The following is a 16,771-nucleotide window of genomic DNA, read 5'->3' on the forward strand; positions in this document are numbered from 1 at the left end:
CGCGTCACTTCCGCAGGGCCGCCTTGCGCAGGCGCTTCAAGTGGCCGATATGTTCGCCTTCATGGGCGATCAGGAACGGCAAGGTTTCCCCGGCGGTCGACATGGTCACGTTCATCAGCTTGTACGGCTTCGCCAAGGGCCGGTCCAATCGATCGGCCACCGCCGCCGGCAAGGCCGCCAAATGCCGACGGGCCTGCGCCAACAGGGTATCCCAATCCGGCGCCAGGGAATCGTAATCCCGGTCGGGACGGGTCCCCAAGCCGAAATAATCCCGGTAGCCGGGAAATGGCGTCGGTACCCCGCACCAGGTGTACAGGGTCTCCCCCTGGGTGTAGAGGAGATGGCCTAATTGCCAATGGAGATGATTGGAAAAGCCGACCGGAAGGGTCAGGGCGACGTCTTCGGATAATCCCTCCAGGAATTTGAGGGCGAAGCGCCTTAAATCGCTGAAATCCTTCAATAAAACGGCATATTCCAAGCCCATCTTGTTCCTCTCGCCTCTTTCAACATCTATCCACCAAGGTGAGGGCGAAACTCGGCGCCAGCCTGTGGATAAATTGTGGAAATGCCGCTTTCCCGCGGGAAACCGCGGTTATTCTTCCCCATCCGTCCAATTTTGGGTGCGTCCCTGTTTCTTCCGCGACTGATGGCTTTTGGCCTTACGGGAAGCCCGCTTCGCCCCCTTGGGCACGCGCGTGGTCTTACGGGGCTTGGGCCGCGCATTCAAGGCCGCCACCTTCTCGCGTAGCTTCCGCAGGCAGATCAGCTTGTTCTGGAACTGGCTGCGCTCTTCCTGGCAGGTCACCACGATCCCGCTCGGCAGATGGCGCAGGCGCACCGCGCTTTCGGTCTTGTTGACGTGCTGCCCGCCCTTGCCGCTCGATCGAAAGGTCTCGACTTCGCATTCGTCCAGGAGGTCCTCATCAGTCTCGGGCAGGATGATGCGCGGAGGCGGAGGAGGAGGCGCGGGAGGGGGCTGTGGCAGCGGGTCCATGGAGGTACAAGATAATTCCGCGCGGATACTTCCGCCCGCGCCGGGGCGGTCCCAAAAAGCGACCGGACCCCGTGATCTAGCGGATCGGAGGGATTAAATTAAGGCGCCGCGGCGGGCCCCGCGGAGCATAACGGCCTAACACCTAGGACCGCATCTAGGTATTTTGACATCTCCGGTGGTACAATGGGACATATAGAACCGAACACCTCGAGCCTGGGCTTCGTGGAAGCCCTCTACGCCGATTACTTGCGCGATCCCGCCTCGGTTCCCGAGGATTGGCGCGCCTACTTCCAAGGACTCCCCGCCGAAACTTCCGGGGCCGCTTTCCGCGCCCGGCCCCAGCTCGGGCCCAGCCTCAACGCCCCCGGGCTTTTCGCGACCGGGGCCGCCGCGGCGCAGCTCAACGGGAAGAACGGCAGCAACGGCCATGGGCCGATCCCCGGTACGGAGGGCAATCCCGCCAGCATCGCCGCCCTTCAGGATCGGGCCGACCAGATGGTGCGCGCCTATCGCGTGCGCGGCCATCTCTTCGCCCGCATCGATCCGCTCGGCCTGCCGCCCAAAGGCAATGTGTCGGATCTGGAGCCCGGTTATTTCGGTCTGGCCGAAAGCGATTTGGACCGTACGGTATCCGGCATCACCATCCAGGGCCCGAACAGCCTCACGCTGCGTCAGGTACTGGAGCGCATGCACAATACCTATTGCCGCTCGGTGGGCGTGCAATACATGCACATCGACAGCCCGGAGGTGCGCGCCTGGCTGGCCGCGCGCATGGAAGGCACCGAGAACCGCATCAACCTCACCCGCGAGCAGCAGCTCGGCATCCTCACCCGCCTCACCGACGCCGTCCTCTTCGAAGAGTTCATCCAGAAGAAGTACCTGGGGGCCAAGAGCTTTTCCCTGGAGGGCTCGGAGAGCCTGATTCCCCTTTTGGATCTCGCCATCGAAAAGGCCGGCGAACAGGGCATCAGCGAAATCGTGCTCGGCATGGCCCACCGCGGCCGCCTCAACGTCCTCTCCAACATCATGGGCAAGAACCCGCGCGACATCTTCGCCGAATTCGAGGACGCCGATCCGCTCTTCCAGCTCGGGCGCGGGGACGTGAAGTATCATCTGGGTTACTCTTCGGATTGGGCCACCGCCCACGGGCACAAGATCCACCTTTCGCTTTGCTTCAATCCCAGCCATCTGGAGTTCGTGAATCCGGTGGCCCTGGGACGGCTGCGCGCCAAGCAGGATCGCGCCGGCGACGAGGCCCGGGAGAAGGGCCTGGCGCTCCTCATCCACGGCGATGCCGCCTTCGCGGGCGAGGGCATCATCCAGGAAATCCTGAACATGAGCGAGCTGAAGGGATATCGCGTAGGCGGCACCCTCCACATCATCCTCAACAACCAGATCGGCTTCACCACGTCCCCCCACGAAGGCCGTTCCACCACCTACGCCACCGACGTGGCCAAGATGCTGCAGATACCCATCTTCCACGTCAACGGGGAGGATCCCGAGGCGGTGGCCGCCGTAGTGAACCTGGCCCTGGACTTCCGCCTGAAATTCCGGCGCGACGTGGTCATCGACATGTACGGCTACCGGCGCCGCGGGCATAACGAGGGCGACGAACCGGCCTTCACGCAACCCCTGTTGTACCACACCATCGAGCGCCGCAAGAGCGTGCGCGAAGGCTACCTGGACCATCTGCTGAAGCTGGGCGGCGTGACCCGCGAAGAGGCCGATCGCATTGCCGCGAAGCGCACGGAACAGTTGGAAGAGGAATTGACGGTGGCCCGCCGCAAGGAATACACGCGCACCGGCGAAGGACCCAGCCGCGTTTGGAAGGGCTATCTGGGCGGCCCGGAAAGCGGGCAGAAGGATGCGGACACCGCGGTGCCCGCGGAGCGCCTGACCGCGCTGATGGATAAGCTGACCCAATTGCCGCGGGGCTTCCATGCTCATCCCAAGGTGGAGAAGATCCTGGAACTGCGCCGGGCGGCCGGGCGCGGCGAACGTCCCTTGGATTGGGCCAGCGCCGAGGCGCTCGCCCTCGCCAGCCTCGCGACCGAGGGCTATCGGGTGCGCTTGTCCGGGCAGGACGTCCAGCGCGGCACCTTCAGCCAGCGCCATGCGGTCTTGCACGATATCCTGGACGGCGGCGCGTACATGCCCCTGGGCCGCCTGGCCGGGGATCAAGGCCCCGTCGAAATCTACAACAGCCCCCTGACCGAGAACGGGGTTTTGGGCTTCGAGTACGGCTACAGCCTGGACATGCCCAAGGCCCTGACGTTATGGGAGGCGCAGTTCGGCGACTTCGTGAACGTGGCCCAACCCATCATCGATCAATTCATCGCCAGCGCCGAAGAGAAATGGCGCCGGCTGTCGGGCCTGGTCATGCTGCTGCCCCACGGCTTCGAAGGCATGGGGCCGGAGCATTCCAGCGCCCGCCTGGAGCGCTTCCTGGCCATGGCCGCCGAGGACAACATCCAGGTGATGAACCTGACCACTCCGGCCCAATATTTCCACGCCCTGCGCCGCCAGATGCTGCGCCCTTGGCGCAAGCCCCTGATCATCATGACCCCCAAGAGCCTGTTGCGGCTGCCCGCGGCGGTTTCCCCCTTGGAAGACCTTTTCAAGGGCGGTTTCCAACGCGTCATCGGGGACACGACGGTACGGGCTGACAAAACCAAGAGCGTGCTCATCTGCACCGGCAAGATCTATTACGAGCTCGCCGAGGAGCGCGCCAAGGCCAAGCGCGAGGACGTGGCCATCCTGCGGCTGGAGCAACTCTATCCGTTGTCTACGCAAACCCTGGCCTCGGCCCTGTCCCCCTTTGCCGAAGGCACGCCGGTGACCTGGGTCCAGGAAGAGCCGGAGAACATGGGGGCTTGGCGTTACCTGCGCGTGCGCTTCGGCGAACGCTTGCTGGGCCGCCATCCTTTCTGCGGCGTCCACCGCCCCGCTTCGTCGACGCCGGCGACGGGATCGGCGAGCAGCCACAAGCTGGAACAGAAGCAGCTGATCGCGAAGGCGTTCGGGGAGGCGACGGGGGACGTGCAGGCGAAGGCGTTGAAGAATACGCAGGTGGAAGGCTAGGCCGTCATCCCCGGACTAGGGTAACCTGCGTACTACCCCTCCGCCCGATATCGGATCACCGAGCGGTCAGATGAAGTAAACCGAGAGGTGGATGTAAAACAAAGATCCGTCCGAATAGCCTCTCGGATGGGTGGTCGATTTCGTAGCCGTTCCCGCAGTGGATGTTTTGCTTTCATTATCCGAATCGCCGAAATTATAGCGGAAGACGTTGGTACCGACCCCCAATTTGTATTTCTCGGCGAAAACCTTGGTTAGCAGAAAGTTCAATTTAAAAGCGTGGGTTACCGGTTTGCTCTCGCTGAAGAGCGTGGAGCCCGCGGGCGAAGCGAAATAGGAGGTCGTCTTAGAATCACCGATGGAAAATTGGTAGGCGGGGGCGATTTCGACGTTCAATAGATTGGCGTTGAGGATCAACATCGGGGAAATTTCCACCGAAGCCGACATGAAATCGCTTTCGGAGGTTTTCATCGAATCGTTCTTGGTTTCGCTATGGGAATTCGAATAACTGTATCCGTTCTTGATGCCGAAAATCCCGGCCGAATAGATGATTCCGTAATTAGTCATAGTCGAGGGTCCTTCGGCATAAATACCGAAGCCTTGGGCCAAAACGGAAACGGCGCTCAGGGCCAAAAAGATCGCGATCTTCCTCACAAGTCCTCCAATTTTTAATCTAGCGCGGCCCGGAAAAGGTATATCGAATCCTTTTTTCCGCCAATCCGCGGTGAAACTCCGAATTGAAATGGAGATTCGCCTAAGTTCGCCTAAGTTTTCCGCTAGCCAGGAATAATCCGCCATGCGCAGCAACATTCGATTCTCCGACCTTTTGGAAATGGGTTGCTTTGCGATCGCGGTCGCGGTCGCGGTTACCGGTTGCGCCGTCGGTTCCGTACGGGAAGCGCGGGTCGGCGGATTAGGAAGATATCCGGAAGCGCGCGCCATAGTCGTCCAGCGCGATTCTGCCCGGCCCTCCTTACTGGATTCGGCGGCGATCGAAGGTGCCGAAAAAGCATTGGGAAGGGATAGCGCCGTTGAGTCGGGAAAAAACGCCCCTCCGCATCTGACCTTACGGCTTGCAGTCACCGCGGCCGAAGCCGTCCAGAAGCCCTCTGCGCCGATGGGAGAAGCCCTCTCCTCGGCCCGCTCCTTCCTGGGCATGGCGGGCAGAGGCTCCGGCGGAGCAAGTTCAGGCCGGCTGGAATTGGAAGGGCGCCTGCAAGCGCCCGATGGCAGGGAGGTCGGGTACGTGCGTTGGGAACGCGAAGGCGCTCCGGAAGCAATGGCGGTTACGGGAGGAGAAACCATCGCCCGCAAGATGGCCGATCTGGCCGAGGAACACAAATCCGAATACGCGGCGCGACGGGCCTCGGATGAACGCTTCATATTGACGCCCTCGTCGCAAACCCTCGCGCCCGGGGAGTTCGTCGTCAGCGATGACGAAGTCTTGATGGCGCGATTGGCCGTGGGGCTTTCCAGGCGATTGCAATTGGACTTCTGGACGGGGGGATTTCCGGTGCCCGCCGCGGCCGGCGGAACGATCGGGGACGGGCATGCCATCATCAGCGGCGGCGCGGCGGGGCTCGTCGTGCTGGGATTCTTCGATTTCGGATTGAAGTTCCGCCTTCTCAATGAAACCGCGCGTATCCCCGGGTTCTCTATCGCCTACGATATGCTGGACGTTTTCGGATTGGGCGCCGGAGGCGTCGGGGCCGTTATGGTCGGCGGAGGCGCGGGCGGAGGAGGGATCGGGGTGGTGGCGGGCTCCAATGCCCAGTTCAACTTGGTGACGCTGACCGCCGGCAAGCATTTCGGACCGGTGCAGGTGAGCGGCGGAACATACTTGCTGGACAACCACCATTTCTTGCCCCAGTCGGCGGGATTCCAAAGCGGCTGCGCGGCCGCGGTAGCCTCCTCATCCGGCGCGGACGGCGGAGCTATCGATTGCGGCTCGGGAAGCGTCCGGCTTCCCCGCTTGCCCCTACAGGTATTACCCTACCTTTCCGGGGAATGGGTATTCGGTCCGCACGTATCCCTCATTACCGAAGGCCTATTGAAGGATGACTTGGCAAGCTCGCTGTTCACCACCGGAGCGCGGTGCCTGTTGGGATGGGAGCATTCCCTTGGGCCTTTAGCCCTCGATCGGATCCGGCTTCGCTTGGACCTGGCGGCCTTGTGGCGCTATCGGGAAGCCCAGGGGGGCGCCCATCCCAAAGGAGCGGCTTTGCTTCCGCTCCCTTGGATGGGCCTCGCTCTCTACGTTTTTTGATCGAACGCAGCGCGCATCGGATTCGACCTACCAATTGGGAGGCACGGAGTCCGACCGGGTCGAATCGACATGGACCGGATTGTTACCCGTTCCCGCCGGGATTCCTCCCATGGGGGCCGTCGCCGTGCCTGGAGCGCGGGTTGCCGAATCCGTGGGAGCCGGGGATGCCGCCGCGGATCCCGACGGCTGGGCGGAAGGAGCGCTACTCACCACGGGTTCATTGTACTCGCGCAAGGCGTCCTTGTTCAGCACTTGCAGCTCGGTGCGGCGATTGAGCTTGCGGCCCTCGGCCGTGCGGTTATCCGCTTTCGGCATCGACTCCCCGTAGCCGCGCGCGGTCAAGCGCGCATCCAGCGAAGGCTCCTTGCCCACCATATAGTTGCGTACCGCCATGGCCCGCGCCTGGGAAAGGTTCATGTTATAAGCGTCGCTGCCCACGTTATCGGTGTGGCCCGCCACTTCGATGCGCAGCTTCGGGTATTTGATCAGCATCTTGGAAAGCATATCCAGGTAGGGTTTGGAATTGATGGAGATGTCGGATTTGGCGGTCTCGAAGTAGACCCCGCCCATCACCAGGTTGCCGGTGGAGAGCAACTGATTCTCCAAATCGCTGCGCCTGGCGCGTTCCTGGGCCAGTCTGCGCTGGGCATCGGCCAGGGCCAGGGAATCCTGCCGGGCTTTCGCGGCCAAGGACATGGAGTCCTGGCGCGCCTTTTCGCTCAACTGATCGTTTTGCACCGTGATGTTGTTGATTTGGGTATGGGCGTTGGCGGCCGCGATGGAATCCTCATGCGCTTTCTGCGCTGCGGCCACCGCCTCGGCCTGCAAGCGCTGGCGCTCCTGGGTGGCGCGGATGGCTTCCCATTTCTCCTGCCGGCGCCTTTCCGCCCAGGTATCGAAACTAAACGCGATACCGCCGAACAAACGGTAAGGTTCCAAGGAGCGCAAGGCGACCGCGGTAGCGGGACCGGTGCGCTCGCGCGAAAGCGAGACGTCGCCGCCCAAGGTCAGGTTCATGTTGTACATGCTGCGGAACTGGATGGAAGGCGTAAGCCAAAGCGGATCGGTACGGAAATTGACGTCGCTCAAGGCCGTACGCGAATGCAACTCCAAGCCCAGCGCCGCCATGGGCACGTTCATCTGCAAGCCGGTGCTCAAGAGCAGCAATGGATCGACCCCCGATTGCATCGAGGTGGCCACGCCCTCGTTGAAGTGCATCTTCAAGGACGTGGCTTCGCTACCCGAAACCAGGGTTTGCATCAGCATGCCACGGAAGTCCAGGCCCGTCCGGGTCTCGAAGTAGTTGTAACCCTGGGCGTAGTTGCTATCGATGGGGTTATTGGAAAGGCCGTTGATCACCGCCAATTGCGCGCCCATGCGGATGGGCGCCGTGGGCGTGAAGGGAAGGGTCCCTTGGATTCCGCCTTGAAGCGTCCCCAGGCCGGAACCTTGCGGCCCATGGTAATTCTGGGTGCCCCAGGCGGTCAGGCTCCCGAAGATGTCCCATTGCCGGCTGATGCCGTAGGCGATCGATCCGATGCCGGTGAATATATCGGCGTTGGCGTTGGGCGCTCCCGCGTAGGATCGTTGTTGGCGATACCAGGGCCCGTTCAAACCCAGCACCAAACGGCCTTCGCCCAAGGCTTCCGCCGAAGACGTCTGCGGCAAGCCGCGGGTGGCCTGCATGGTGTTGGTGGGTTGGATCATCTCCACCGTCGTGGTGTCTTCGATATGCTCGATGACGGGCGGATCGATTTGAGCGTTCAGGGCGGATTGCGCTGACGCCGGAACGGACGCCAGCGCGGCCCACGCCGCGAATATCGGGATCGAAGTCAGGTTGAGCGCCGACATAATAGCCTCCTCGCGCCCCATCGACCCTGAAAATTGGTCGCCTAAGGATGGCGCACCGTTAAACAGAAAAACGACTATTCGGATGACAGGCGCAAATCGCGTAAGCCGGCATGAACGCGATCAAACAGCTCCCCGGAACCGCTCCCCGGGGCCAAACCGCCCCGAAAATCTTATTTTTGCGGGGATCACGGACAGGAGCATTCATGGCAATCGAACTCGTCGTGCCCAAAGTGGGCGAATCCATCACCGAGGTCCAGATCGTGAAATGGCTCAAGGCCGAGGGCGATGCCGTGGATCGGGATGCCAACCTCGCCGTGATCGAAACCGATAAGGCCACGGTGGAACTGCCGTCCCCGGTGGCCGGGGTGCTCGGGAAAATCCTCAAAGGCGATGGCGCCACCGCCAAGGTCGGGGAGGTGATCGGCTATATGGAGGAAGGGGCCGGTAAGGCTTCGACCCCCGCCTCGAAAGGCGAAACCCGACCGGAGGCCAAGTCCGGATCGGCCCTGTCCTTCGGACCTGAGACCGGCAAGGTCGCCATCATCAAGAAGGAAGAGCGGGCCCCCGCTCCGTCTTCCGCGCCGGCCGCCAACCCCGCCCCGCAGGCCTCGGTCAATCGCCCCATCGAACCGGCCGCCCGCGCGGGCGAACCGATCGTCATGCCCGCGGCCGCCCGGGCCTTGGCCGAAAGCGGCCTCAAAGCCCAGGACGTCCCCGCCAGCGGTCCCGGCGGACGTTTACTGAAGGAAGACGTGATGCGCCAAGCGGAAGCGCTCGCCGCCCCTCGCCCCGCCCCTTCGGCGCAAGCCGCGTCCCCCGCGGGGAACCGGGACGAAGAAGCCGTGCCCATGAGCATGCTGCGCCGGCGGGTGGCCGAGCGTTTGGTGCAAGCCCAGCAGACGGCGGCCCTGCTTACCACTTTCAACGAAGTCGACATGACCGAGATGCTTGAGCTACGCAAGCGCCACCAGGACGCTTTCACCAAGAAATATGGTACCAAGCTGGGCATCATGTCCTTCTTCGTGAAGGCTTCCATCGAGGCCCTTAAGCTGGTTCCCCAGATCAACGCGGAGATCCGCGGGAACGAGATCATCTACAAGCGCTACTACGACGTTGGCGTGGCCGTAGGCGGCGGCAAGGGCCTTGTCGTACCCATCCTCCGCAACGCCGAACGCATGTCCTTCGCCGAAGTGGAACTGGCCATCGCCGATTTCGGCAAGCGCGCCCAGGCCAACGCCCTCAAGCTCGAGGAGCTGCAGGGCGGGACCTTTACCATCAGCAACGGCGGCGTGTACGGATCCCTGCTGTCCACGCCCATCGTGAACCCGCCCCAGAGCGGGGTGTTGGGCATGCATGCGACCCAGGATCGGCCGGTGGCCCGCAACGGCCAAGTGGTCATCCGGCCCATGATGTACGTGGCCCTGACCTACGATCACCGCATCGTGGACGGGAAGGAAGCGGTGACCTTCCTGAAGCGGATCAAGGATACCTTGGAGGATCCGGCCCGCATCCTGCTCGAAATCTGACGGGGGGCGGGAAACCGCCTACTTCTCGTAGAAGACGTGCACGCCTTCCCACTTCTCGATCTTCTCCCAACTCCCGGTACGATCGTTAATCCACGCATCGCAATGGGCGATGTAGTAGGGGACGATGTTGTCCATCAGGCTGTCGGGGATCAGGCGATGGGGCGGGACTTTCTCGAGCATGGCGCGGAATAGGCGCGACGCGTCCTGGAACCCTTTTTGGAAATAGATGCTCAGGGCCTTCTCGAACAGGTCCCGGGTTTCGTCCTTGAACCGGCGCACCTCGGGCGGCTGATGCCCGTAGATCTCGTAAAGTTTGACATGCCGCGTCGAGCCCTTCACTTGCACCAGATCGATCCAACGATAATGATCGGAGCCCGGCGGCAAGTCACGGATGACGTCCTCGGTGACAAGTACCTCGAGGTTGTACATCTTGGTTTTGGCTTCCAGGCGCGCGGCGATATTGACCGGCTCGCCGATGACGGTGCGATCGAGCTTCTCGAAAGAGCCGAAATTGGCCTGCATGACCTCGCCCTTGGCGATGCCGATCCCGTTGCGGATCAGGGGCGCGCCGGCCTGGAACTTCCCCTCGTTGAACCTTTGCAACTCGAGCCGCATCCCGGTGGCCGCCCGCACGGCGGAGGCGCCGTCCGGGAACACGCCCATCACGCAGTCCCCCATGATTTTGTCCACCTCGCCCCCGTTCTTGACGATGGGATGGGTCATCATGGTGAAGTACTGGTTCAGGAAACCCTGCCTTTCGTACGGAGTCAGGACTTCGGTGAGGCGGGTGAAATCGCGGATGTCGCAGAACATGATCGCGAGGTCGCAGATGACGGGCGGGGCCTTGGAGGGATCCTTTCCGGCATGGATCTCGTCGACCAGGGAGGGACGGACGTAGACGCGGATGAGTTCTTCGCGCTGCTTCAAATCCTCGTAGGCCTTCTGGGTTTCCGCGGCGCGGACGAGATCGCTTTCGGCCTTGGCGAGGGCGAGGCGGGCGGTCATGATCTTCTCGTGCGAGATCTCCATGCCCGTCTTGATGCCCGTGGTGACGAGGCCGAGGAAATACGCCACCAGCTGGCCCTGTAGGCTTTGCTTCACGAGATGCGGCGAACCCGCGTTCCCAAGGTAAAATCCGGCCGTAGCCGCCATGGCCGCGACGGGATAGCCCCATCCGAAAACGTAAGGCTTGGATAACAGGCCGTGCAGGAGCCCCGCGAAAACGATGGAAGAAAACCAATAGACGTTACAGCCGTTCATCAGGAACATGTAAGTGAAAAAGGCAGGCAAGGTCAGCGCGGCGCAGAGTTCGAAATAAACCTTATGGACGGCCGTAAAGGGCTTGTCCTTGGGAAGCAGGATAAAAGAAGCATAAATGACGCCTGCCATCAGGCGCGAGGGACCGTATTCCCAATAATGGAACGCGTACCGGAGCACGAAGAAAAACAGGGCATGGCCGAGCACGCCCATTCCTGCCAGCGAGGGTATGGATTTCTGGATGAACTGGTAGTCGCCGTTCAGGAAACGCTTAATTCTCGGCATAGCACACCATGGAAACTCTGGAAATGGTACGGGATGGCATTAGGCTTAAGGGTGAAAAAGTTCATCGCGGAGCAGGGTTGAAACACCCTTAAGGTAGCGGGTCTGGCCGGCGCAAGTTAAATTCCGTGAACATCCAACCAGGAGGTCCCATGGCCGGCAAGGTGAAACCCGTTCCCGATGGCTACCATACCATTACCCCTTACTTGAGCGTACGGGGAGCCGAAAAAGCCATTGAATTCTATCGGAAGGCTTTCGGCGCAGAGGAGATTTTCCGTATTCCCATGCCCGAAGGTAAAGTCGGGCATGCCGAGCTGCAGATCGGATCGTCGCGCTTCATGCTCGCGGACGAGTTCCCGGACATGCCGGATAACGTTATCGCGAGTCCCGCCTCCCTGGAAGGGTCGAGCATGGGCCTGAATCTTTACGTGCCGGACGTGGATGCCGCGTTCGCGCAGGCCCTCGCCGCCGGCGCCACGGAGCGCCGCCCGGTGAAAGACCAATTCTACGGGGATCGGAGCGGTACCTTGCAGGATCCCTATGGCCACATCTGGACCGTTTCGACGCGCATAGAAGAACTCACCCGCGAAGAGATGATGGAGCGCATGGCTTCCTTGCCTCAAGCCTAAGGGACGAACGGGGCGGCGCCGGATAATCCCATCCCCCGCAGGGTCCCACCCTTGCCCCGCCCGCCCGAAAATGAAATATCTTTCGGTCATGGAAGATACCGCTTTCGACGTCATCATCATCGGCGCGGGCCCCGGCGGATACGTGGCCGCCATCCGGGCGTCGCAACTGGGCTTCAAGACCGCCTGCGTGGAGAAGGAAGACCTGCTCGGAGGCACCTGCCTACGCATCGGTTGCATCCCCTCCAAGGCCTTGCTGGAAGCCAGCGAGAAGTTCCGCGAGGCCAAGGATTCCCTGGGCCGCTTCGGCGTGAAGGTGGGCCCGGTCTCCCTCGATCTGCCGGCCATGCTCCAGCATAAGGACAACGTGGTCAAGGCCAACACCAAAGGCATCGAAGGGCTGTTCAAGAAGGGCAAGATTACCCGCGTGCTCGGGCACGGCAGGCTCTCCGGGCCGGGAACGGTTTCCGTGGATGCGGGCGCGGGGAAAAGCGCGATGACGCTGACGGCGAAACATATCATCCTCGCCACCGGCAGCAAGGTGGCCATGCTTCCGGACGTGAAGCCGGACGGTAAGGCTATCGGCACCTCCACCGAAGCCCTGGCCTACGACAAGGTTCCCAAGCATCTGGTCGTGATCGGCGCCGGAGCCATCGGGCTGGAGCTCGGCTCGGTTTGGGCGCGCTTGGGGGCCAAAGTCACCGTGCTGGAATACCTGAACCGCATCCTTCCGGGCATGGACATGGAAACGGCGACGCAAGCGCAGTTGGCCCTGGCCAAGCAGGGACTCGATTTCAAATTGGGTACGCGCGTGAAGTCCGCCAAGACCATGGTGGACGCGGAGGGCGAGGGCGCGGTGGTGGAATGCGAAGGCCTCGATCCCATCCGGTGCGACAAGGTGCTGGTGGCCGTGGGCCGCGTGCCCAACACCGAGAACCTGGGGCTGGAGACCGTAGGCATCCAGGTGGACGGCCGCGGCCGCATCCCCGTCGACGAGAAGTTCGCCACCTCCGCCCCGGGCATCTACGCCATCGGGGACGTGATCCCGGGCGTCATGCTGGCCCACAAGGCCGAAGAGGAAGGCATCGCCTGCGCCGAGAACCTGGCCGGCAAGCATGGGCACGTGAACTACAACGCCATCCCCAACGTGGTCTATACCCATCCCGAAGTGGCTTCGGTGGGCAAGACCGAGGAAGAACTCAAGGCGGAGGGACATGCCTATAAGAAGGGCTCCTTCCCGTTCCTGGCCAACGGGCGCGCCCGCGCTTTGGCGCAGACCGAAGGCAAGGTGAAGGTTTTGGCGGACGCGACGACCGACCGCATCCTGGGCGTCCACATCGTGGGGGCGCGGGCGGGAGACCTCATCGCCGAGGCGGTGGTGGCGATGGAATTCGGCGCGAGCAGCGAGGACCTGGCGCGTAGCTCCCATGCGCATCCCACCCTGGCGGAGGCCTTGAAGGAGGCGGCGCTCGGGGTGGACGGGCGGTCGATCCACATTTAAGGCCCCCGGGCCTACCGCTACTTTACCACCACCCATGCGACATCGCGGCGAATCCGACCCGTCTCCCCCGCCGCTGCGGCGTTTACCACCAGGAATATGGGTGCTCGGATTCGGCTCCCTTTTCATGGACACCTCCTCGGAGCTCGTCCATAGCCTGCTGCCGCTGTACATGTCCGCCACCCTCGGCGCCAGCATGGCCCAGATCGGCCTGGTGGAAGGCATCGCCGAGGCGACCGCCCAGATCACCAAGATCTTTTCCGGCGCCCTCAGCGATTTCCTCCGTCGCCGCAAGTTCCTGGTCGTGCTCGGCTATGGGCTGGGGGCCTTCTCCAAACCCGTCTTCCCCTTGGCCAACTCCATGGCATGGGTCATGGCCGCCCGTTTCACGGACCGGGTCGGCAAGGGAATCCGCGGCGCGCCCCGGGACGCCTTGGTGGCCGATCTGGTGCCGCCCGAACAACGCGGGGCGGCCTATGGGCTGCGCCAGGCCTTGGATTCCATCGGCGCCTTCCTCGGTCCCTTGTTGGCCGTGGCCTGCATGGCCTGGTTCTCCGGGGACCTGAAGGCCACCCTGTGGATCGCCTTCATCCCCGCGCTGATCGCGGTCTCCCTGTTGGCCGTAGGAATCAAGGAGCCGGACCGGGCGGTGCCGGATTCGGACCGGTCGGCCCGGGGAGTGGGCCGGGCGCGGTCGGCTTCGAGGGACGGAACCGGGTCAGCCTTGTCGGCCGGCTTCGCCGCCTTCCGGCACCTGGGCCTCCGCTTTTGGATGGTCGCGCTCCTCGGCGCGGTCTTCTCCCTGGCCCGCTTCAGCGAAGCCTTCCTGGTGCTGCGGGCCCAAAGCGTCGGCCTAGCCATGGGCCGCGTCCCCATCGTCATGATCCTGATGAACGTCGTGTATGCCGCCGCCGCTTACCCGGCCGGCGCGGCTTCGGATAAGATGAGCAAGAGAAGCTTGCTGATCCTCGGTCTGATCGTTTTGATCGCCGCCGACCTGATCCTCGCGAAAGCGGCCTCCCCCCTGCAGGTTTTCCTGGGAGCGTTGCTATGGGGCTTGCATATGGCCTTGACCCAAGGGCTTTTCTCGAAACTGGTCGCCGACGCCTGTCCCGCGGAATTGCGGGGATCCGCCTTCGGCGCGTTCAACCTGATCGGCGGGCTGGCCTTGTTGGCGGCCAGCGTATTGGCAGGGGCCTTATGGGAGCATTTCGGGGCCGAGGCGACTTTTCTGGCGGGAGGCGCATTTGCCGCGGTAGCGGCCCTAGGCTTGCTTGCCTATAGGCCGAAGGGCTCCGGCACGGGGGTTTCGCCAAAGTCATAAGGCCCTCGACATGAGGGCCGCGTGGGATGAAGCGCCGGGAGGCCGGTAAGCGACCGGCCTCCTAAGCATGCTGGGATTTCAGTCGCACATGTTCGCCAAAACCAGGGCTTGAACGATCGCATGCATCTGCGCGTCCGACGGGGCCTGCATCCCGGTCCCGAAGGCCGCCTTCACTTCCGCATCGACCTGGGCCGCGAACTCGACCTGGGCCTTCGCGGCGGCATCCGCATCGGCGGCGGCGGCCAGCTTGGCCAGCAAGGCGGCGCGGGCGCCTCCCTCGGCCCGGATGGACGAATCGGCCTTCTCTACGTTCGAAGCCTGTAACGCCACTGCCGACTTGAGGCAAGCGGTCATGGCAGCGTGGTAATTCGTGTAGGCCGAAGCGATGGCTTGCGTATTCAGCGCGGCTGCGATGGAAACCTGCAGCGCCGCGCCGGCCTGGGCCAAGGCGCTCAGAGCCGCATCCGAGGCGCCGGCGGCCTTGGCCGAACCTTCGGCGGCGGCCCGCAGGGAAACGCAAGCGGCCGCGTGCGCCGTCTTCACCAGGCGGAATTCGGTTCCCAAGGAAAGCCCGACGGTGAAACGCTCCAAGGCCTGGGCATAGACTTCCAGGGAGCGGGCCTTGGCCGCGGCGGAATCCTGCGCCTCGGCCCCCACCGTAACCAGCAAGCTACCCTTGGCGTTGGCGGCGGCGTCCATCCCCGCAAGGACATGGGCGATGGCGGAATCGTTCCCGGATACTTCGGCGGCCACGCCGCTGTCCACTTCGGCCTTCACCTCTTCCTGGGTCACCACCGAAGCCTTGCCTTCATCGGCCGCCATCCGGATGATGCGCGATTCGACCGTAGCCTCGACCCCGGCTTGCCCCTGCGAACCGGTCGTGTCCGAGCCGGCATGCGATACCGGAGCCAATCCCGGGATCTCGATTTGCATAGCCGAGCAGGACGAGCGGAAAGCGAGGAAGGCCGAATCGATGGAGGTTTCCGACCCCGCGGACTTGAGCGAGGCTACCAGGGCCGCGCCGGCGGCCGCCGCGCCGTTCACTTGGACCGCGTTCCCGCCCTTCGCCTGCAGGCCCGCATCCACCGCGATTTCGATCTCGGAGGCATGCTCCAGGGCGATCTTCCGCAGCCAGAGCGCTTTCGCGTCGGCATCCACCGAGGCTTGCGCGCCCGTCTTGACCATGGCCTGGTAGCAGGATTCGCGGGCCACGGTCGCCGCTTCCAGGGTCAGGCCCGCGTCGATCCAAGCCTGATGCTCTGCCTGCTTAAAGCCGGCCTCCAGATTGGCGCGGGCTGCGGCGGAGAGATCGGCCGAAGCGTTCAGATCCGATTCCAGCTTGGCCTCCGCTTCCAGGCGCGCCTCTTCGGCATTATCGATTTGCGCTTGGCTGGCCTTGGCGGCCCCCGTCATCAAGGCCTCGCCGCGGACCTTGGCTTCGGTCCGGATCTGGGCCGCTAGGAAGGCCTCGAAATCCGCCTTGGCTTCGGGTTTGGCTTCGGCTTGTGCGGCCACGTCGGCATCGATCAAGACGGCGACGTCCACGAAGGAAGCGGTACCGCCGGCTTGGCCGGCGCGGGCCTGGGTCAGCACATCGGCTTCCAGGGACGATTCCATGTCGAGCGGGCGGCAGGCGACGGTCTTGCCATTTTCCGCTTTGGCGCTCACCACGGCCTTCCATTCCTGGCCCGCTTGCTTGGCCCGCACGATGAGTTCCCGGGATCCGTCGGCGACGGCCCGGACGGAGAAATGGCCCTGGGCATCCGTCTTCACCTCGGCGGTGGAAACGGTCCGCAGGGATCCGTCGGCGTTCACGCGGGCCACGGTGACGACGGCGCCCTCTACGCCCGTCGAGCCTGCGCCGGAAGCGGAGAGCTTATGCATGGCGCCGTCGCCTTGCACGCGGCCGTTCACGAGCACGGTGCCTTCGGAGGATCCATCGTCGATGGGATTCTCATCGCGGAGGCATCCCGAGAAAAACAGGCTGCCGGCGGCGGCGGCGGCGGCGAGGAGTTTGGGGGTGAGGGTCTTGGTCTTCATGGCATTCTCCTGGTGCGGGTTCCGGGTCG

The 16,771-nt window shown here is 63.2% G+C and carries 12 protein-coding genes; 6 read left to right on the plus strand and 6 right to left on the minus strand.

Annotated features, from left to right (window positions below):
• Positions 1-4: 4 nt before the first annotated feature.
• Together JF616_04935 and JF616_04940 are read right to left on the minus strand one after the other, a co-directional pair.
• A complete protein-coding gene (locus JF616_04935; GenBank protein ID MBW8887087.1) occupies positions 5-484 on the minus strand; it encodes a DinB family protein in 480 nt (159 codons plus the stop codon).
• A gap of 108 nt (positions 485-592) precedes the next feature.
• Positions 593-994 carry a peptide chain release factor-like protein gene (locus JF616_04940; GenBank protein ID MBW8887088.1) on the minus strand — a complete coding sequence of 134 codons (402 nt, stop codon included), beginning with the start codon at positions 992-994 and terminating at the stop codon, positions 593-595.
• A 183-nt stretch (positions 995-1,177) separates the two neighbouring features.
• On the opposite strand from JF616_04940, the gene JF616_04945 reads away from it, so the two are divergent.
• The gene (locus JF616_04945) at positions 1,178-4,075 is read left to right on the plus strand and encodes a 2-oxoglutarate dehydrogenase E1 component (GenBank protein MBW8887089.1); all 2,898 of its coding nucleotides are present in this window, start codon (positions 1,178-1,180) and stop codon (positions 4,073-4,075) included.
• 66 nt (positions 4,076-4,141) lie between these two features.
• Here JF616_04945 and JF616_04950 read toward each other — a convergent pair whose 3' ends face one another.
• Positions 4,142-5,230 (minus strand): hypothetical protein, encoded by a 1,089-nt coding sequence (locus JF616_04950; GenBank protein ID MBW8887090.1) that lies wholly within the window; start codon positions 5,228-5,230, stop codon positions 4,142-4,144.
• Between JF616_04950 and JF616_04955 the strand changes: the two genes are divergently transcribed.
• Entirely contained in the window at positions 5,190-6,338 is a 1,149-nt protein-coding gene (locus tag JF616_04955) for a hypothetical protein (protein MBW8887091.1), read from the plus strand. The genes JF616_04950 and JF616_04955 overlap by 41 nt on opposite strands.
• A gap of 27 nt (positions 6,339-6,365) precedes the next feature.
• Here the strand turns inward: JF616_04955 and JF616_04960 are convergent, their stop codons facing one another.
• A complete protein-coding gene (locus JF616_04960) occupies positions 6,366-8,189 on the minus strand; it encodes an OmpA family protein (protein ID MBW8887092.1) in 1,824 nt (607 codons plus the stop codon).
• Positions 8,190-8,392: 203 nt separating this feature from the next.
• Here JF616_04960 and odhB point away from each other — a divergent pair, with 203 nt between their 5' ends.
• Positions 8,393-9,715 carry a 2-oxoglutarate dehydrogenase complex dihydrolipoyllysine-residue succinyltransferase gene (odhB, locus tag JF616_04965; GenBank protein MBW8887093.1) on the plus strand — a complete coding sequence of 441 codons (1,323 nt, stop codon included), beginning with the start codon at positions 8,393-8,395 and terminating at the stop codon, positions 9,713-9,715.
• Between the two features lie 18 nt (positions 9,716-9,733).
• Here the strand turns inward: odhB and JF616_04970 are convergent, their stop codons facing one another.
• Positions 9,734-11,257 (minus strand): hypothetical protein, encoded by a 1,524-nt coding sequence (locus JF616_04970; GenBank protein ID MBW8887094.1) that lies wholly within the window; start codon positions 11,255-11,257, stop codon positions 9,734-9,736.
• A 149-nt stretch (positions 11,258-11,406) separates the two neighbouring features.
• On the opposite strand from JF616_04970, the gene JF616_04975 reads away from it, so the two are divergent.
• The 3 genes from JF616_04975 (at position 11,407) to JF616_04985 (ending at position 14,702) form a co-directional block, all read left to right on the plus strand.
• On the plus strand, positions 11,407-11,883 hold the full coding sequence (locus JF616_04975; GenBank protein ID MBW8887095.1) for a VOC family protein: 477 nt from the start codon (positions 11,407-11,409) through the stop codon (positions 11,881-11,883).
• An 88-nt stretch (positions 11,884-11,971) separates the two neighbouring features.
• Complete coding sequence (gene lpdA, locus JF616_04980; GenBank protein MBW8887096.1) at positions 11,972-13,381, plus strand: dihydrolipoyl dehydrogenase; 1,410 nt, start codon at positions 11,972-11,974, stop codon at positions 13,379-13,381.
• A gap of 34 nt (positions 13,382-13,415) precedes the next feature.
• The gene (locus JF616_04985; GenBank protein MBW8887097.1) at positions 13,416-14,702 is read left to right on the plus strand and encodes an MFS transporter; all 1,287 of its coding nucleotides are present in this window, start codon (positions 13,416-13,418) and stop codon (positions 14,700-14,702) included.
• Between the two features lie 78 nt (positions 14,703-14,780).
• Here the strand turns inward: JF616_04985 and JF616_04990 are convergent, their stop codons facing one another.
• Entirely contained in the window at positions 14,781-16,742 is a 1,962-nt protein-coding gene (locus tag JF616_04990; GenBank protein ID MBW8887098.1) for a carboxypeptidase regulatory-like domain-containing protein, read from the minus strand.
• Between the last annotated feature and the right edge of the window lie 29 nt (positions 16,743-16,771).

Source organism: Fibrobacterota bacterium (assembly GCA_019509785.1).
Taxonomy (GTDB): Bacteria; Fibrobacterota; Fibrobacteria; order UBA11236; family UBA11236; genus Chersky-265.